The sequence below is a fragment of the Roseomonas acroporae genome (assembly GCF_023223525.1).
In the GTDB taxonomy this organism is placed as follows: domain Bacteria; phylum Pseudomonadota; class Alphaproteobacteria; order Acetobacterales; family Acetobacteraceae; genus Roseomonas_E; species Roseomonas_E acroporae.
Map to the genome: position 1 here is coordinate 53,016 of NZ_JALPRX010000046.1, position 16,209 is coordinate 69,224.

Here is a 16,209-nt window from a genome sequence, read left to right on the forward strand (position 1 = left end):
ATGGCCGAGATCGTCCATGGCCGCAAGGCCTGCGCCACCAACCCGCTGAAGAGCTCGGCGCCGCTCGGCGCTGCCCTGGCCTATCTCGGCATGGAAGGATCGGTGCCGCTGCTCCACGGCAGCCAGGGCTGCACCTCCTTCGCGCTCACCCTCGCGGTGCGTCACTTCAAGGAGGCGATTCCCCTCCAGACCACGGCGATGGACGAGGTCGCGACCATCCTCGGTGGCGCCGGCAATCTTGAGGAGGCGATCCTCAACCTGCACAAGCGCATGAAGCCGCGCTTCATCGGCATCGCCTCCACCGCGCTGGTCGAGACCCGCGGCGAGGACTACGTGGGCGAACTGGGGACGATCCTTCGGAAGAACGCATCGCTGCGCGGGACCAGCATCGTCTACGCCTCGACGCCCGACTATGCCGGCGCGCTGGAGGATGGCTGGTCCAGGGCGGTCGCGGCGATCATCGATGCACTGGTCGAGCCGGGCGGAGCCATCGGGCCGCTCTCGCGCCAGGTCAACATCCTGCCCGGCGTGCACCAGACGACGGCCGACATCGAGGAGATCGTCGCCATCGTCGAGGCCTTCGGGCTTTCGCCGATGGTCCTTCCCGACATCTCCGGCTCGCTCGACGGCACGGTGCCTTCGCAGTATCAGCCGACCACCTGGGGTGGGGCGCGGCCCGAGCAGGTGGCCAGGATGGGCCAGGCGCTGCACACCATCGCCATCGGCGAGCACATGCGCCATCCGGCCGGGCGCCTGCGCGAGCGCACCGGCGTGCCGGTGACGCTGTTCCCGACCCTGCTGGGACTGGAGGCGGGCGATCGCCTCGTCTCGCTGCTGATGGAGCTCTCGGGTCGTACCGCGCCGGCGCGCCTGCGGCGGCAACGCAGCCAGCTCGAGGACGCGATGCTGGATGGCCACTTCTTCTTTGGCGGTCGCCGCGTGGCGATCGGCAGCGATCCGGACCTGCTGTACGGCCTCGCCGCCTTCTTCCATGTCATGGGTGCCGAGGTGGTGGCGGCCGTGGCCTCCACCGGCAATTCCGCCCTCCTCGAGCGCATCCCCACGCAGCGCGTGGTGATCGGCGACCTGCAGGACCTGGAGGACGCGGCGGCGGCGGCCGGCGCCGAACTGCTCGTCACCAACAGCCATGGCCGGCAGGCAGCCGAGCGGCTCCACCTGCCGCATCTGCGCGTCGGCTTCCCGATCTTCGACCGCATCGGCTCCACGCATCGCTGCACGGCCGGCTATCGCGGCACGCGGGACCTGATCTTCGAGGTCGCCAACATCGCCCAGGCCGGGCTGCACGCGCACGGCCCTGGGGATTTCGCGGACGTGCTGCCCGGAGAGAAGGAGGCATCCCATGCATGTGCGCCAGTTGCAGCTGGTTGAGAAGGGGGCGGCCGAAGACGCCGGCCCGGTCCTGCGCGTCGCCATCGCGACGCAGGACATGAAATCCCTGAACGCCCATTTCGGCTCCGCCCGGCGCTTCGCCATCTACGAGGTGACGCCGGGAACCAGCCGTTTCGTGCGGGCCGTCAGCTTCGACGACACCAGCGACGAGTCCGGCAGCCACAGGACCGACGGTGACGACAGGATCGGCCCGAAGGTGGCGTCGATCGCCTGCTGCACGCTGCTTTTCGTGCTGGCGATCGGCGGCCCGGCCGCGGCCAAGGTGGTCGGCGCCCGCATCCATCCCGTGAAGCTGCCCGCGCCGGAGCCGATCGAGGACATCATCCGCAAGGTCCAGGCGATGATGACCGGCAACCCTCCGCCCTGGCTGCGCAAGGCGATGGCGCTGGGGCAGCCACGCAGCATGGACCATCTGGACGACGAGGACTGACCGATGAGCGACGCCGAGACCCTGGCCCCGACACCGGCCGCCGACCCGCTGCGGACACCCTTCCTGCAATGCCTGATCGGCCGTATCCGCGCCGAGGACAGCTACGGCGCCTGGGAGAAGCGGAGCGACGAGTCGCTGCTGGCAGAGTACGTCGTCACGAAGGAGCAGCGCCGCGCCATCCCGATCATCAGCGACCCCGACCCGGAGGTGATCGCCCGCGTCGAGCAGTTCTACCAGGCGGTAGGGCTCGCGGTGGAGCGCGCCACGCGGGTGATGGCCACGCCGATGATGAAGATGAGCCACGAGGGCTTCGGCCGGGTGGTGCTGATCGCCGGTCGGCTGGTAGTGCTGGCCCGCAGCCTGCGCGACGTGCACCGCTTCGGCTTCGACAGCCTGGAGAAGCTGGCCGCCGAGGGCACCAAGGCGGTCGAGCAGGCCGTCGCGATGATCGAGGCCCATCCCGAGCTGGCGCGTGGCTGAGGAGGGCACGATGAGCGGAACCGAGACCCTGAAGGCGGAGATCAAGAAGCTCTCCGCCCAGGCGATGCAGGCGAAGATGGACCTGCACGATCTTTCCGAGGAACTCCCGGTCAACTGGGAGAGCATCCTCGAGGTGGCGGGCCGTACGCACAGCGCCTATGCCAGCCTGACCGCGAAGCGCGCCGAGCTGAAGCGCCTGGAAGGAGGCTGACCCATGACCGCAGCCCAGACCGTCACCCGCGACGGCCGCGCCTGGCAGGCGCAATACCTGCTGTCGATCGACGACAAGACCTGCATCGGCTGCGGTCGCTGCTACAAGGTCTGCGGCCGCGGGGTGATGACGTTGCGTGGCGTCAACGAGGACGGCGAGATCGTCGATCTCGACGAGGACGACATCGAGCGCAAGGTGATGGCGATGGACGATGCCGGCGCCTGCATCGGCTGCGGCGCCTGCGCCCGGGTCTGCCCCGCCAACTGCCAGAAGCACGGCCCGCTGAACTGAGGAGACCGGGGACATGAACGCGACCGACGTCTATGCGTGGCTCTCCGGCGGCAGCCAGCGCGGCGCCTGCGACGGCTTCGATGCGCATGTCCTGGCCTCCGTCCTCGCCATCGGCATCGCCGAATCCGCCAACGGTCATTCGCCGGTGACGGAGTCGGTCGGCCTGTCCGGCGAGGCGCTGGCCGGCCTCGCCGCCGAGGTGTTCCCGCATGCCGCGGCGGTCTTCGCGCGGGTGCGCCATGAGACGCTGGCGGCGCGACCGGCCGACGAGGACTGCCTGCGCGAGCTGCTGCGGCGGCACAGCACGGAGGGCAGCGGCTTCCAGTCCTGCCTGGCCGATGTCGTCGCGCGCCGCTGCATGCGGCCGAACCACCTGTGGCAGGATCTCGGCCTGCGTAGCCGGCGCGAGCTGTCATGGCTGATGGCCCGCCATTTCGAGCCGCTGGCGAGCCGCAACGGCAAGGACATGAAGTGGAAGAAATTCCTCTACCGTACCATCTGCCGTGACGACGGCTACCGTCTTTGCGCCGCGCCGATCTGCTCGGAGTGCGACGATTTCGAGGCATGCTTCGGCGAGGAGAACGGCGAGAGCCTGATCGCGCGCGTGCATCGTGACGCCGATCCCGTCGCCGGCGCCGCGATGGCGGCCGGCTAAGTCCTCGGGAAGGCGCCGTACGGGAGTCATACCGGCCGGTCGGGCCGCCGTGCCCGGCCGGTCCGTCGCGCGCGTACCGGCTGTCGGCGCATGGGTGCGCCACCGGCGGACCGGCAGCACCGGATCCGGCGACGCCGGGCACTGAGCCGCCAAACGGCCAACGCATTCTCCTCGCCGTTCCTGGGAAGGATGCCACCGCCTGCGCGGTCGCCGCACGTTCCTCGCCATTGCCAAGGCGCACGGCCTCCTGAACCCGTGTCAGGACGGCGGGTGCGCTCCTGCGTCGTCATCGCGAAGGGTGGCCACGTCGCCGGATCGCGTCGCCGGAGCGCCGCGCCCGGGACGGGCAGGGCACTGCCGGTCGATCGCTGAACGCCGCGCTGCGCCAGGACGGAAGCGGGCCGGGGAGGACGCGGCCCGACCCGCTCGGCGCAGATACCCCACGCAGCGCGCGTTCCGCCCGGCCGCCGATGACGTGGCCGGATGACGATTCGTCCGACGCGCCGCGTCGTCCGACGACGAGGCGGGAAGGACGCGACACTGTCGTTGTCGACATTGCGACAGTGTCGGGGGCAGGCATCGGGGAATGCGGTCACTGCACTGGAATCAATGGCTGATTCCTTCTGGCACAACCCTTGCTCAATCCTTTTCCGAAGGCTTCACGCAGGATCGGGGGCAGGGATGATCGAGTTGACAGACAGTGCCATCAGCGCGGTGCGCACGGCGCTCGAACGTTCCGGAACACCGGATGCGGGCCTGCGCGTCATGGTCCAGGCGGGTGGCTGCGCCGGCTTCAAGTACATGCTCGGCATCGTCGAGCAGCCCGATCCGAACGACCTGGTGCTGGAGAAGGATGGTGTCCGCATCTTCGTCGAGCCGTCGAGCGAGCCGCACCTGAAGGGAACCAGGGTGGATTTCGTGGTGGCCCTGGAAGGATCCGGCTTCGCCTTCGACAATCCCAACGCGGCGAGCAAGTGCTCCTGCGGCAAGTCCTTCGGCTGAGGAGGCGTGCCATGTGGGACTACACCGACAAGGTCAAGGAACTCTTCTACAACCCGAAGAACGCGGGCGTTCTGGAGGAGGCCAACGCGGTCGGCGAGGTCGGCGCCATCTCCTGCGGCGACGCTCTGAAGCTGATGCTCAAGGTCGATCCCCAGACCGAGGTGATCACCGAGGCGAAATTCCAGACCTTCGGCTGCGGCTCCGCCATCGCCTCCTCCTCCGCCCTGACGGAGATGGTGATCGGCAAGACCGTCGACGAGGCGATGGCGCTGACCAACCAGGACATCGCCGACTATCTCGGCGGCCTGCCGCCGGAGAAGATGCACTGCTCCGTGATGGGCCACGAGGCGCTGCGCGCGGCCATCGCCAACTGGAAGGGCGAGGCCTGGGTCGACGACCATGAGGAAGGCGCGCTGGTCTGCAAGTGCTTCGGCGTGGACGAGGGCATGGTCGAGCGGGCGATCCGGATCAACGGCCTGACCAGCGTCGAGCAGGTGACGCACTTCACCAAGGCCGCCGGTAGCTGCGGCACCTGCGTCGAGGCGGTGGAGGGCGTGCTCGCGCGCACCAACGCCGCCATGGTGGCCGAGGGCAAGCTGGAGGCGGCGCTCGCCTTCGATCCCGCGAATTCCGTTCCCGCGCCGCGCCGGGCGAGGCAGAAGCAGTCGCCGCTGGCGCCCGTGAAGAAGGGCAGCCTGACCACGCTGCAGAAGATCCGCCTGGTCGAGAGCGCGATCGAGGAGCTGCGCCCGTTCCTGAAGCGGGACGGCGGCGACTGCGAGCTGGTGGACGTGGATGGCGACCGCGTCCTGGTCAAGCTCTCCGGCGCCTGTGTCGGCTGCCAGATGGCCAGCGTCACGGTCAACGGCATCCAGGAGAAGCTGATCGAGCTGATCGGCCAGCCGCTCCGCGTCATTCCCGTCCCGAGCCATTGAGGAGCAGGCCCATGCGACCCGTCTACCTCGACAACAACGCCACCACGCGGGTCGATCCCGCCATCGTGGAGGTGATGCTGCCCTTCTTCACGGAGCAGTTCGGCAACGCCTCCTCCATGCACGCCTTCGGCTCCTCCGTCGGCGGCGCGCTGCGCTTCGCGCGGCAGCAGATGCAGGCGCTGCTCGGCGCGGAGTTCGACCACGAGATCGTCTGGACCGGCGGCGGCACGGAGTCCGACAACACGGCGCTGCTCTCGGCGCTGGAGACGCAGGGCGGCCGCGACGAGATCGTCACCACGGCGGTCGAGCACCCCGCCATCCTCAACACCTGCGCCTGGCTGGAGAAGAGTCGCGGCATCAAGGTCCACTACATCCCGGTGGACAGTCGCGGCCGGCTCGACATCGAGGCCTATCGCCGCGCCCTCTCGCCGCGCACCGCCATCGCCTCCGTCATGTGGGCCAACAACGAGACCGGCACGATCTTTCCGGTCGAGGTGCTGGCGGAGCTGGCGCACGAGGCCGGCGCGCTGTTCCACACCGATGCGGTGCAGGCCGTCGGCAAGGTGCCGATGACACTCAGGGATTCGGAGATCGACCTCCTCTCCCTCTCCGGCCACAAGCTGCATGCGCCGAAGGGCATCGGCGCGCTCTATGTCCGCAAGGGCGTGCGTCTGCGGCCGCTGATCCGCGGCGGCCATCAGGAGCGCGGTCGGCGCGCCGGCACCGAGAACGTGCCGGGGATCATCGGCCTCGGCAAGGCCGCCGAGCTGGCGCTGCTGCACATGGACGAGGAGAACACCCGCGTCCGCGCCCTGCGCGACCGGCTGGAGAAGGGGCTGCTGCAGCGCATCGGCAACAGCTTCGTCACCGGCGACGCCGGCAGCCGCCTGCCCAACACCAGCAACATCGCCTTCGAGTACGTGGAAGGCGAGGGCATCCTGCTGCTGCTGAGCAAGGCCGGCATCGCGGCCTCCTCCGGCTCCGCCTGCACCTCCGGCTCGCTGGAGCCTTCGCACGTGCTGCGGGCGATGAACGTCCCCTACACGGCGGCGCACGGCGCCATCCGCTTCTCCTTCTCCCGCGACAACGTGGACGAGGACGTGGACCAGGTGCTGGAGGCGCTGCCGCCCATCATCGAGAAGCTGCGCGCCCTGTCGCCCTTCTGGGCCAAGGATGGCGCCACCGGCTTCTCCCCGAGCTATGTGTGAGGGCGTGATGCCGGTCGCCGCGGACCTCGCCGTGCTGTCCGGGCCGGCGCCGCGTCGCCCCGGCCTCTGGCGCACGCTGCGCGGCGACGTCGCCTGCGTGCAGGCGCGCGATCCCGCGGCACGCTTCACGCTGGAGATCCTGCTCACCTACCCCGGCGTGCACGCGGTGCTGGCGCACCGCCTCGCCAACCGGCTGTGGCGGAGCGGGTTGCGCTTCCCGGCGCGGCTGCTCTCCTGGCTCGCCCGCGCCGCCACCAACGTCGACATCCATCCCGGCGCCACGATCGGCCAGCGCCTCTTCATCGATCACGGCGCCGGCGTGGTGATCGGCGAGACGGCCGAGATCGGCGACGACGTCACGCTGTACCACGGAGTCACGCTGGGTGGCACCACCTGGTCCGCCGGCAAACGGCATCCGACTCTGCGCGACGGCGTGCTGGTCGGCGCCGGGGCCAAGGTGCTGGGCCCGGTCGAGGTCGGCGCCGGCGCGCGCGTCGGCGCCAATGCCGTCGTGATGCAGGACGTGCCGCCCGGCATGACCGTCGTCGGCATTCCCGGCCGCGTGGTGATCGGCAAGCAGGAGCGCCGCCGCATCGACGGGCGCATCGATCTCGACCACCACCTGATGCCCGACCCGGTGGGCGAGGCCATCTCGGCCCTGCTCGACCGCATCGCCTTCCTGGAGACGCGCGTCGCCCATCTGCAGCGGGGCGAGGCGGCGGCACCGGCACGCTGCGACACCTGCGAGGAGCAAGGCAACCGATGAGCGGCATCCTGCAACAGCTCGGCCGTGCCTCGGCCGCCGAGGACTTCTTCGCGCTCCTCGACCTCCCCTATGACCGGCAGGTCGTCGACGTCGCGCGCCTGCACATCCTGCGCCGCATGCGCGACTACCTGCGCGACACCGCGCTGGAGGCGATGCCGGAGGAGCAGGTCCGGAGCACGCTGCGCGAGAGGCTCGCCCGGGCGCATGCCGACTTCGTCGCCTCCACCCCGATCGAGCAGCGGGTCTTCAAGGTGCTGAAGGAGGCGGTGCGGCCGGCCGGCCGCGCCTTCGTCCCGCTGTCCGACGTCACCATCGGCTGATCCAGGGAGCGACGGGGAGAACCGCCATGCACATCGTCGTCTGCATCAAGCAGGTGCCGGACAGCGCGCAGATCCGCGTGCACCCGGTCACCAACACCATCATGCGCCAGGGGGTCCCCACCATCATCAACCCCTACGACCTGTTCGCGCTGGAGGAGGCGCTGCGCCTGCGCGACCAGCTCGGCGGCGAGGTGACGGTGCTGACCATGGGCCCGCCCATGGCCGAGGATTCGCTGCGCAAGGCCCTGACCTTCGGCGCCGACCGCGCCGTGCTGCTGACCGACCGCTTCTTCGCCGGCTCCGACACGCTGGCGACGAGCTTCGCCCTGGCCCAGGCCATCCGCAGGATCGGCGAGACCTGGGGCGAGCCGCGCATCGTCTTCACCGGCAAGCAGACCATCGACGGCGACACCGCCCAGGTCGGCCCCGGCATCGCGCGCCGGCTCGGCCTCAGCCAGCTCACCTACGTCGCCGCCATCGACGAGGTCGATCCGGCGGCGGGCACGATGACCCTGCGCCGCCGCGCCGAGGGAGGCGTGCAGGAGCTGACCACGCGCCTGCCGGTGCTGATCACCATGCTCGAGGGCACCAACGAGATGCGCCGCGGCAAGGTGGCCGACGCGCTGCGCGCCGCCCGTGCCGAGATCGTCACCTGGAGCGCCGCCAAGGCCGGCATCACCGATGTCGCGATGTGCGGCCTGCGCGGCTCTCCCACCGTGGTCAAGCGCGTCTTCGCGCCCGCCGCGCGCGCCGAGAGGGCCGTCCTGGTGGAGACCCAGGACAGGTCCCCCGGCGAGATCGCCGAGGCGCTGATCGCCGGCATCGGGACGCGCCTGCCGGCGCTGCACGACGACCTGCTGCGCGCCGCGGCAGGCTACTGATCGGAGGCTGCAACCATGAGCGGAACGGCGAGGCCGGCCTCCGGCCGGGCGGGCATGAAGAAGGAGCTGCCGGAGCACTTCAGGGCGTACCGGCACGTCTGGGTGTTCGTCGAGGTGGAGCACGGCGCCGTGCATCCCGTCTCGCTGGAGCTGCTGGGCGAGGGCCGCAAGCTGGCCGACAAGCTCGGCGCCGAGCTGGCCGGCGTGGTGCTCGGCGGCGAGGAGCGGGGACTGCGCGACGCGGTCACGGCCGCCTGGGAGCACGGGGCGGACCTCGTCTACCTCGGCACCGACCCGGTGCTCGACCAGTACCGCAACGAGCCCTACACGCGGGCGATGACGCAACTCGTCAACACCTACAAGCCCGAGATCCTGCTGCTCGGCGCGACGGTGCTCGGTCGCGATCTCGCCGGCGCCATCGCCACCACCCTGCTCACCGGCCTCACCGCCGACTGCACCGAGCTCGCGATCGACGACGAGCGCTCCCTCGCCGCGACCCGCCCCACCTTCGGCGGCTCGCTGCTCTGCACCATCCACACGCTGAACTTCCGCCCGCAGATGGCGACCGTCCGTCCGCGCGTGATGGCGATGCCGAGGCCCGAGCCCGGCCGCGTCGGCCGCCTCGTGCCCTTCCGCCCCGAGCTGCGCGAGGAGGACATCGTCACCAAGGTGCTGCGCTACCTGCCGGACCGCGACAGCGACAAGGCGCAGCTCGCCTATGCCGACGTGGTGGTGGCGGGCGGCATGGGGCTGCGTTCGGCCGAGAACCTGCAGCTCGTGCGCAACCTCGCGGCGGTGCTGCGGGGCGAGTGGGGCGGCTCCCGCCCGCTGGTGCAGAAGGGCTGGATGACGGCCGACCGGCAGATCGGCCAGACCGGCAAGACCATCCGGCCGCGGCTCTACATCGCCGCGGGCATCTCGGGCGCCATCCAGCACCGCGTCGGCGTCGAGGGCGCGGACCTGATCCTTGCCATCAACACCGACCCGAAGGCGCCGATCTTCGACTTCGCCCATCTCGGCGTCGTCGCCGATGCGGTGGAGCTGCTGCCGGCGCTGACCGAGGCCTTCGGCCGGCGCCTCGCCGTCAACCGCCTGGCCGGCTAGGGAGGAACGTCTCGTGGAACAGGAACGCTTCGACGCCATCGTGGTCGGCGCCGGCCCTTCGGGCAACGCCGCCGCCTACACCATGGCCAGGGAAGGGCTCAACGTGCTCCAGCTCGAGCGCGGCGAGTACCCCGGCTCCAAGAACGTGCAGGGCGCGATCCTCTACGCCGACGCGCTGGAGCGCATCATCCCCGACTTCCGCGACGACGCGCCGCTGGAGCGCCACGTCGTCGAGCAGCGCGTGTGGATGATGGACGACGCCTCCCACACCGGCATGCACTACCGCTCCGACGGCTTCAACGAGGAGAGGCCGAACCGCTACACGATCATCCGCGCCCAGTTCGACCGCTGGTTCAGCCGCAAGGTCCGCGAGGCCGGCGCCACCGTGCTCTGCGAGACCACGGTGACGGAGCTGCTGCGGGACGGCCGCGGCAAGGTGATCGGCGTGCTGACCGACCGCCACGGCGGCCCGCTGCTGGCGGACGTGGTGGTGCTGGCCGAGGGGGTGAACGGCCTCGTCGGCCAGCGCGCCGGGCTGCGCCCCGAGCTGAGGCCGCACGACGTGGCGCTGGCGGTGAAGGAGATGCACTTCCTGCCGCAGGAGGTGATCGAGAGCCGCTTCAACCTGGCCGGCGACGAGGGCGTGGTGATCGAGGCCATGGGCACGATCACCAGGGGCATGACCGGCACCGCCTTCCTCTACACCAACCGCGAGAGCATCTCGGTCGGCATAGGGTGCATGGTGGGGGACTTCGCGGAGCGCAAGGTCAGCCCCTACGCGCTGCTCGACGCCTTCAAGAGCCACCCGAGCATCCGGCCGCTGCTCGCCGACTCCGAGGTGCGCGAGTACGCCGCCCACCTGATCCCCGAGGGCGGCTACAAGGCGATCCCGCAGCTCACCGGCGATGGCTGGCTCGCCGTCGGCGATGCCGGGCATTTCGTCAATGCGGTGCACCGCGAGGGCTCCAACCTCGCCATGACCTCGGGCCGCGTCGCCGGCGAGACGGTGGCGTGGCTGAAGCGCCGCCGCGAGCCCTGCACCGCCGCCGGCCTCGCCGAGTACCGCAGGCGCCTGGAGGCGAGCTTCGTGATGAAGGACATGCGCAAGTATCGCGGCATCCCGGCGCTGCTGCACCGCAACCGCCACCTGCTGGATCTCTACCCGCGCCTCGCCAGCCAAGCGGCGCAGACCTGGCTGCGGGTGGACGGCGTCGACAAGCGCACCAAGGAGAATCAGATCCTGGGCAGCCTCCGCCGGGCGCGGGGCCTCCGGGGGCTGATGGGCGACGCCTTCCGCCTGGCGCGCGCCTGGCGCTGAGCCCGGACCGGAAACAACGCAACCAGAGAGGCCGAGGAGGCACGAATGAGCGGAGCACGCATCGAGGAGAAGCTGTTCCAGAACCGCTACCTGGTGGATGCCGGCCGCCCGCACATCAAGGTGCGTGCGCATGCCGTACCTTCGCCGGCGCTGCGGGCGCTGGTGCATGCCTGCCCGGCGAACTGCTACAGCGAGACGGACACGGGCGCGGTCGAGGTCGCGACGGATGGCTGCATGGAATGCGGCACCTGCCGCGTTCTCACCCAGGCCACCGGCGAGATCGAGTGGAGCTACCCGCGCGGCGGGTTCGGCGTCCTCTACAAGTTCGGGTGACGGTCATGGCAACCGGAACCTGCGGCGACGACTGCGCGTGCCGCCGGGCGGTGCTGACGGCCTACCGGGAGCTGACCGCCCGGTACTGCAGCGATCGTCGCGCCCTGGCCTGCTGCGCCATGATCTACCGTTGCCACCACGCCGCCGAGGACGGGCAGGCGGCCGCATCGAAGGTGCGGCAGTGGGTGGATGCGACGACGGGCAGGCGGCTTCCCGCGCGGCGGCGCGGCGCGGCCGGCCGCGCGCCCGTGCCGCAGGCCGCCATCGGCCGCTGACGGCCCTCGGCACGCGCCGTTCCGGCCGCGCGGCCACGGGCTGCCTGTCTCCTGGAGCGCGTTGCCGCGTACCGCCTGCTCCGTCGGTTCCCGCGGCGTGCCGGCCGGCCGGCGCCAATCCTTGCGCCTGCCGGCCAACGCCACGCGAATGGCTACTTGCCCACCATCACGTCCGAAGCCTTGATCACGGCCGTCACCGTGTCGCCCACCGCCAGGGCCAGCTCGTCGATCGCCTCGTTGGTGATGGATGACGTGACCACCGCGCCACCGCCGATCTCGATCCGGACATGGCCGGTGGTCTGTCCCTTCTTGACCTCGATCACCTTGCCGTTGAGCTGGTTGCGCGCGCTCAGTTTCATCGTCTGCATCCTTCGATCGGTCCGTCGCTGCCAGCCTGCGCTGACGGGCGACATATTGGAGCGAAGCGGCGTCCCGTTGAAGTGCCGCTTCCGGGTTGAACGGCCTGGGCCGGTCCGTCGCCGCGCCGCCGGCACGGTCCCGGGCCCGCCATCCGGGATCGCGAAGGACGCAGGCGGCGTCGGAGCATCCTCAAGCCGGGTGCCCGCACCCGGCGATTCGGCAGACGCGCCGGATCAGGGGCTGGAACGGCTCCGGCTGGCCGCCTGCCGCTCGCGCGGGGCGAAGCGCAGCACCAGCGCGCCCAGCAGACCGGCCGCGAGCGAGCCGAGCAGGATGCCGAGCTTGGCCTCGCCCAGCAGGCGCGGGACCTCCTCGAAGGAGAGCGTCGCGACGAACAGGCTCATGGTGAAGCCGATGCCGCAGAGCAGCGAGACGCCGAGGAGTTGCAGCCAGCTCGCCCCGGCGGGCAGGTCCGCGAGGCCGAGGCGGATCAGCAGGGCGGCGCTGCCGAACACGCCCCCCAGCTTGCCGAGCAGCAGGCCGAGCGCGATGCCGAGCGTCAGCGGCTCCGCCAGCTTGTCGGCGGTCAGTCCGCCGAGATAGACGCCGGCATTGGCGAGGCCGAAGAGCGGCACGATCAAGAAGGCGACCGGCAGGTGCAGCGCGTGCTCCAGCTCGTGCAGCGGCGAGCCCTCGACCCGGTCCGGCGCGCCCGGCGTGGTGCGGATCGGCACGGCGAGCGCGGTCAGCACGCCGGCCACGGTGGCGTGCACGCCGGAGCGGAGGGTGAAGAACCACAGCACCGCGCCGAGCAGCAGATAGGGCCAGAGCCGGCGCACCCCCAGCCGGTTCAGCCCGACGAGCAGGCCGAACAGCACCGCCGCCGCGCCGAGATCCGGCACCGAGATCTCCGCGGTGTAGAACAGGGCGATGATCACCACCGCGCCGAGGTCGTCGATGATGGCGAGCGCGGCGAGGAACACCTTGAGGGAGGCGGGCACGCGCGGGCCGAGCAGCGAGAGCACCCCGAGCGCGAAGGCGATGTCGGTCGCGGTCGGGATCGCCCAGCCGCGCAGCGTGGCGGCGCTGCCGGCGTTGAAGGCGGCGAAGATCAGCGCCGGGACGAGCATGCCGCCGGCCGCCGCGATCCCGGGCAGCACGCGGCGCGGCCAGGTGGAGAGCTGCCCGTCCAGCATCTCGCGCTTGATCTCGAGGCCGACGAGCAGGAAGAACAGCGCCATCAGCCCGTCGTTGATCCAGTGCTCGACGCTGAGCGGGCCGAGCTTCGCGTGCAGGGCGTGCTCGTAGAGGTCGGCCAGCGGCGAGTTGGCGACGAGCAGCGCCAGGGCTGCGGCGCCCATCAGCACCAGCCCGCCGGAAGCCTCGTTGTCGAGGAAGGCGCGCAGCGGCGAGACGGGGCGGTGAAGGGGGGTGGGACGGCTCATACCCTCCCTCTACGTCGGGCCGGCCGGGGTGGAAACCGTTTCCGGGCCCGGCGTGCCTGAACGGATCGGGAGCGGGCCGGATGCCGCCTGGCCGATGCCGGCCTCCATGCCGGGTTTCAGGCCTGGCCAGGCGGCGGGCCGGCATGCCCCCCCGGTGCCGCGCGGCCGCCTCGCCGGCGCCGCGCGCGACGCCACGTCGCACGGGCCGGCGCCCGTGCGGGGCGGCATCAGTCCACCGTGATGTTGGCGGCCCGGATCACCGGCGCCCAGCGCTCGCGCTCGGCGCGGATGAAGCGGCCGAAGGCGGGGCCGTCCATGGTACCGGGGTCGGCACCCTCGTCGCGCAGGCGCTGCTGCATCTCGGGGCTGCGCAGGCTGGCCTGCATCGCCGCGAGCAGGCGGGCGCGGATCGCCTCCGGCGTGCCCTTCGGCACCAGCAGCCCGTACCAGGCCGAGGCGCGGTAGCCCGGCAGGGTCTCGGCCACGGTGGGCAGGTCGGGCAGCACGGCGGCGCGGTGCTCGCCGGTCACCGCCAGGGCGCGCACCTGGGTGCCCTGCAGCAGCCCGACCACGGAGGGCAGGGTGGTGATCATGAACGGGATGTGCCCGGCCACCACGTCGTTCAGCGCCGGCGCGGCGCCGCGGAAGGGCAGGTGCTCGGCCTCGATGCCCGCCATCTGGCAGAACAGCGCCGCCGCGAGATGGCTCGCCGAGCCGTTGCCGGCCGAGCCGTAGGAGAGCTTGCCGCGCTCCTTCTTCCCCTCGGCGATCAGCTCCGCCAGCGACTTCGCCGGCGTGCCGGGGCCGACCACCACCACCAGCGCGGCATCCGCCACCAGCCCCACCGGCTCCAGCGTGCGCTCCGGATCGACCGGCATGTTGCGGCCGAACAGGGTGGGGTTCACCGCCATCGGGCCCTGGTTGCCCATCAGGATGGTGTAGCCGTCCGGCTTCTCGCGGGCGACGACCTCGGTGGCGATGTTGCCGCCGGCGCCGGGGCGGTTGTCCACCACCACGGGCTGGCCGAGGTGCTTCTGCATCTCCCCGGCCAGCACGCGCGCCAGCGCGTCGGTGCCGCCGCCCGGCGCGTAGGGCAGGATCAGCTTCAGCGGCCGGTCGGGGAACTCGCCCTGGGCGAAGGCGGGCCGTGCGAAGGGCAGGGGGGTGACGGAAAGCGCGGCGAGCGCCTGGAGCGCGTGGCGGCGTGTGACGGGCATGGTCGTCTCCTCGTGTGGCTTGCGGTCGGTACGGTTCGGCGGCGCTTGGCTGGCACCGCGCCGGGGCGGCAGGCCCGCCTCCGGCGCCGGGGTGGATGCGGCCCGGGCCAGGGAATCGGCCCAGGGTGATGCGGCCCGGGCCGGGAAGCCGGCCCGGGGGATGTGGTCCGGGCCGGGAAGCCGGCCCGGGGGATGCGGTCCGGGCCGGGAAGCCGGCCCGGGGGGGGACGCGGTCCGGGGAGTGCGCGTGGCCGCCGCGCGGCAGGGGGAGAGGCCGGGCTCTCCCTCAGGCGGCGCGGCGGGCCGGGTGGCCGGCCCAGACGCGCGCCGGCACCAGCAGCGTGCCCTCGAACAGGCGCCGCGCCGTGCGCAGCGAGCCGGCCCAGAGCACGTCGTCGGCGGTGACCTCCAGCGCCACGTCCATCACGCCGGAGGGATGGGCGATCGAGACCACGTCCGGCACGGCGCCGGTCGGCGGCGCGGCGACGGCGTGCACCACCGTGCCCGCCATGCGCGCCGCGGCGGCGAGGCAGATGCCGCCCGTCACCGCCATCGCCTTGTGCACGGCGTGCGGCGTCAGGTAGCGCGCGACCAGCGTCGCCTCGGGCGAGGCCGCGACGAAGGCCACCTTGGGCACCACGCTGTCGCGCACGTCGCCGAGCCCCATGCGCTCGCCGGCCTCCAGGCGCAGCCCCTCGATCCGCGCCAGCAGCGCGCGGTCGGCATCGATGGCGGCGGGCGTCGCCGTGGCGTCGGCGCCGATCGCGGCGGCGTCGAGGATCATCATCGGCATGGCGCAGTCGATCAGCGTCACCGGCACGCCCTGGATCGTCTCCGTGCGCCGGCCGGTCGGGAACAGCCTGCCGGTCTTGCCGCCGGCGACGTTGCGGAAGCGAAGCTGGATCGGTGCCGCCGTGCCGCCGACGCCCGGGATCGCCGTGTCGCCGTCATAGGTCACGGCGCCGTCCGGCGTCCGCACCAGCGCCTCCACCAGCGCGCCGGTGTTCATGTTGCGGATGCGCACCGTCGTCTCGGGATGCCGCGCCTCGACCAGCCCGGCCTCGATCGCGAAAGGCCCGACGCCGGCGAGCATGTTGCCGCAATTGGGGCGCGTATCGACGACCGCCGCGTCGAAGGAGACCTGCGCGAACAGGTAGTCCACGTCGGCCTCGGGGTGGTCGGAGGGCGAGACGATCGCGACCTTGCTGGTCAGCGTGTTGCCGCCGCCGATGCCGTCCACCTGGAGCTGGTGCGGCGAGCCCATCGCGGCGAGCAGCACGGCGTCGCGCGTCGCCGCGTCGGCGGGCAGGTCGGCGGCCAGGAAGTAGGGGCCGCGGCTGGTGCCGCCGCGCATCAGGACGCAGGGAATGCGGGTCTGCATGGGAAGGCGTCTCCTCGTGGCGTGCCTATACGGAGCAGGGCGGTTCCGCTGAAGTGCAAAGATCGGCAGGATCCTTGCGCGCGGTGCAACCTCGGCGTCGCGGACCCGCCGCGGGGCCGCGTCCCCGGCGCGGATCCATGCCGCCGTGCGGTACGCGCCCGCCGGCGATCGGCCCTATCCTGCGTCC

At 71.7% G+C, this 16,209-nt stretch carries 20 protein-coding genes; 16 read left to right on the forward strand and 4 right to left on the reverse strand.

Annotation, left to right across the window (positions count from 1 at the left end; all coding sequences use genetic code 11):
• The 16 genes from nifN (at position 1) to M0638_RS11470 (ending at position 11,619) form a co-directional block, all read left to right on the forward strand.
• The gene (gene nifN / locus M0638_RS11395; protein ID WP_248667110.1) at positions 1-1,389 is read left to right on the forward strand and encodes a nitrogenase iron-molybdenum cofactor biosynthesis protein NifN; all 1,389 of its coding nucleotides are present in this window, start codon (positions 1-3) and stop codon (positions 1,387-1,389) included.
• Positions 1,361-1,840 (forward strand): nitrogen fixation protein NifX, encoded by a 480-nt coding sequence (nifX, locus tag M0638_RS11400; RefSeq protein WP_248667111.1) that lies wholly within the window; start codon positions 1,361-1,363, stop codon positions 1,838-1,840. The genes nifN and nifX overlap by 29 nt, the downstream gene beginning before the upstream one ends.
• 3 nt (positions 1,841-1,843) lie before the next feature.
• Positions 1,844-2,320, forward strand: coding sequence for a NifX-associated nitrogen fixation protein (locus M0638_RS11405; protein WP_248667112.1), 477 nt, complete (start codon positions 1,844-1,846; stop codon positions 2,318-2,320).
• Between the two features lie 10 nt (positions 2,321-2,330).
• The gene (locus M0638_RS11410) at positions 2,331-2,531 is read left to right on the forward strand and encodes a CCE_0567 family metalloprotein (protein ID WP_248667113.1); all 201 of its coding nucleotides are present in this window, start codon (positions 2,331-2,333) and stop codon (positions 2,529-2,531) included.
• A gap of 3 nt (positions 2,532-2,534) precedes the next feature.
• Positions 2,535-2,822 carry a ferredoxin III, nif-specific gene (gene fdxB, locus M0638_RS11415; RefSeq protein WP_248667114.1) on the forward strand — a complete coding sequence of 96 codons (288 nt, stop codon included), beginning with the start codon at positions 2,535-2,537 and terminating at the stop codon, positions 2,820-2,822.
• Positions 2,823-2,835: 13 nt separating this feature from the next.
• Entirely contained in the window at positions 2,836-3,477 is a 642-nt protein-coding gene (locus tag M0638_RS11420; RefSeq protein WP_248667115.1) for a nitrogen fixation protein NifQ, read from the forward strand.
• Between the two features lie 681 nt (positions 3,478-4,158).
• Positions 4,159-4,479, forward strand: a complete 321-nt coding sequence (locus M0638_RS11425) for a HesB/IscA family protein (protein ID WP_248667116.1) — start codon at positions 4,159-4,161, stop codon at positions 4,477-4,479.
• A gap of 11 nt (positions 4,480-4,490) precedes the next feature.
• Entirely contained in the window at positions 4,491-5,414 is a 924-nt protein-coding gene (gene nifU, locus M0638_RS11430; RefSeq protein ID WP_248667117.1) for a Fe-S cluster assembly protein NifU, read from the forward strand.
• 11 nt (positions 5,415-5,425) lie between these two features.
• Positions 5,426-6,622: a cysteine desulfurase NifS gene (gene nifS, locus M0638_RS11435; RefSeq protein ID WP_248667118.1), complete on the forward strand. Its 1,197-nt coding sequence runs from the start codon at positions 5,426-5,428 to the stop codon at positions 6,620-6,622.
• Positions 6,623-6,629: 7 nt separating this feature from the next.
• Positions 6,630-7,388 (forward strand): serine O-acetyltransferase, encoded by a 759-nt coding sequence (gene cysE, locus M0638_RS11440; RefSeq protein WP_248667119.1) that lies wholly within the window; start codon positions 6,630-6,632, stop codon positions 7,386-7,388.
• Positions 7,385-7,708 (forward strand): nitrogenase stabilizing/protective protein NifW, encoded by a 324-nt coding sequence (nifW, locus tag M0638_RS11445; protein ID WP_248667120.1) that lies wholly within the window; start codon positions 7,385-7,387, stop codon positions 7,706-7,708. The genes cysE and nifW overlap by 4 nt, the downstream gene beginning before the upstream one ends.
• Positions 7,709-7,734: 26 nt before the next feature.
• A complete protein-coding gene (locus M0638_RS11450) occupies positions 7,735-8,589 on the forward strand; it encodes an electron transfer flavoprotein subunit beta/FixA family protein (RefSeq protein WP_248667121.1) in 855 nt (284 codons plus the stop codon).
• Between the two features lie 15 nt (positions 8,590-8,604).
• A complete protein-coding gene (locus M0638_RS11455) occupies positions 8,605-9,693 on the forward strand; it encodes an electron transfer flavoprotein subunit alpha/FixB family protein (protein WP_248667122.1) in 1,089 nt (362 codons plus the stop codon).
• 13 nt (positions 9,694-9,706) lie between these two features.
• Positions 9,707-11,011 carry an FAD-dependent oxidoreductase gene (locus M0638_RS11460; protein WP_248667123.1) on the forward strand — a complete coding sequence of 435 codons (1,305 nt, stop codon included), beginning with the start codon at positions 9,707-9,709 and terminating at the stop codon, positions 11,009-11,011.
• A 45-nt stretch (positions 11,012-11,056) separates the two neighbouring features.
• Positions 11,057-11,344: a ferredoxin family protein gene (locus tag M0638_RS11465; RefSeq protein WP_248667124.1), complete on the forward strand. Its 288-nt coding sequence runs from the start codon at positions 11,057-11,059 to the stop codon at positions 11,342-11,344.
• Positions 11,345-11,349: 5 nt separating this feature from the next.
• A complete protein-coding gene (locus tag M0638_RS11470; protein WP_248667125.1) occupies positions 11,350-11,619 on the forward strand; it encodes a hypothetical protein in 270 nt (89 codons plus the stop codon).
• A 152-nt stretch (positions 11,620-11,771) separates the two neighbouring features.
• On the opposite strand, the gene M0638_RS11475 is transcribed toward M0638_RS11470, so the two are convergent.
• From M0638_RS11475 to M0638_RS11490, 4 genes are all read right to left on the reverse strand, one after another.
• The gene (locus M0638_RS11475) at positions 11,772-11,978 is read right to left on the reverse strand and encodes a TOBE domain-containing protein (RefSeq protein WP_248667126.1); all 207 of its coding nucleotides are present in this window, start codon (positions 11,976-11,978) and stop codon (positions 11,772-11,774) included.
• A 234-nt stretch (positions 11,979-12,212) separates the two neighbouring features.
• Positions 12,213-13,424, reverse strand: a complete 1,212-nt coding sequence (gene nhaA / locus M0638_RS11480; protein WP_248667127.1) for a Na+/H+ antiporter NhaA — start codon at positions 13,422-13,424, stop codon at positions 12,213-12,215.
• A 227-nt stretch (positions 13,425-13,651) separates the two neighbouring features.
• On the reverse strand, positions 13,652-14,641 hold the full coding sequence (locus M0638_RS11485; protein ID WP_248667128.1) for a Bug family tripartite tricarboxylate transporter substrate binding protein: 990 nt from the start codon (positions 14,639-14,641) through the stop codon (positions 13,652-13,654).
• Between the two features lie 286 nt (positions 14,642-14,927).
• Positions 14,928-16,022, reverse strand: coding sequence for a 4-oxalomesaconate tautomerase (locus M0638_RS11490; RefSeq protein WP_248667129.1), 1,095 nt, complete (start codon positions 16,020-16,022; stop codon positions 14,928-14,930).
• Positions 16,023-16,209: the final 187 nt, after the last annotated feature.

Bases quoted from the DNA above. Each gene is read 5' to 3' on its own strand.
- nifN (WP_248667110.1), top strand. From the start codon at position 1: ATGGCCGAGATCGTCCATGGCCGCAAGGCCTGCGCCACCAACCCGCTG.
- nifX (WP_248667111.1), top strand. From the start codon at position 1,361: ATGCATGTGCGCCAGTTGCAGCTGGTTGAGAAGGGGGCGGCCGAAGAC.
- M0638_RS11405 (WP_248667112.1), top strand. From the start codon at position 1,844: ATGAGCGACGCCGAGACCCTGGCCCCGACACCGGCCGCCGACCCGCTG.
- M0638_RS11410 (WP_248667113.1), top strand. From the start codon at position 2,331: ATGAGCGGAACCGAGACCCTGAAGGCGGAGATCAAGAAGCTCTCCGCC.
- fdxB (WP_248667114.1), top strand. From the start codon at position 2,535: ATGACCGCAGCCCAGACCGTCACCCGCGACGGCCGCGCCTGGCAGGCG.
- M0638_RS11420 (WP_248667115.1), top strand. From the start codon at position 2,836: ATGAACGCGACCGACGTCTATGCGTGGCTCTCCGGCGGCAGCCAGCGC.
- M0638_RS11425 (WP_248667116.1), top strand. From the start codon at position 4,159: ATGATCGAGTTGACAGACAGTGCCATCAGCGCGGTGCGCACGGCGCTC.
- nifU (WP_248667117.1), top strand. From the start codon at position 4,491: ATGTGGGACTACACCGACAAGGTCAAGGAACTCTTCTACAACCCGAAG.
- nifS (WP_248667118.1), top strand. From the start codon at position 5,426: ATGCGACCCGTCTACCTCGACAACAACGCCACCACGCGGGTCGATCCC.
- cysE (WP_248667119.1), top strand. From the start codon at position 6,630: ATGCCGGTCGCCGCGGACCTCGCCGTGCTGTCCGGGCCGGCGCCGCGT.
- nifW (WP_248667120.1), top strand. From the start codon at position 7,385: ATGAGCGGCATCCTGCAACAGCTCGGCCGTGCCTCGGCCGCCGAGGAC.
- M0638_RS11450 (WP_248667121.1), top strand. From the start codon at position 7,735: ATGCACATCGTCGTCTGCATCAAGCAGGTGCCGGACAGCGCGCAGATC.
- M0638_RS11455 (WP_248667122.1), top strand. From the start codon at position 8,605: ATGAGCGGAACGGCGAGGCCGGCCTCCGGCCGGGCGGGCATGAAGAAG.
- M0638_RS11465 (WP_248667124.1), top strand. From the start codon at position 11,057: ATGAGCGGAGCACGCATCGAGGAGAAGCTGTTCCAGAACCGCTACCTG.
- M0638_RS11470 (WP_248667125.1), top strand. From the start codon at position 11,350: ATGGCAACCGGAACCTGCGGCGACGACTGCGCGTGCCGCCGGGCGGTG.
- M0638_RS11475 (WP_248667126.1), bottom strand. From the start codon at position 11,978: ATGAAACTGAGCGCGCGCAACCAGCTCAACGGCAAGGTGATCGAGGTC.
- nhaA (WP_248667127.1), bottom strand. From the start codon at position 13,424: ATGAGCCGTCCCACCCCCCTTCACCGCCCCGTCTCGCCGCTGCGCGCC.
- M0638_RS11485 (WP_248667128.1), bottom strand. From the start codon at position 14,641: ATGCCCGTCACACGCCGCCACGCGCTCCAGGCGCTCGCCGCGCTTTCC.
- M0638_RS11490 (WP_248667129.1), bottom strand. From the start codon at position 16,022: ATGCAGACCCGCATTCCCTGCGTCCTGATGCGCGGCGGCACCAGCCGC.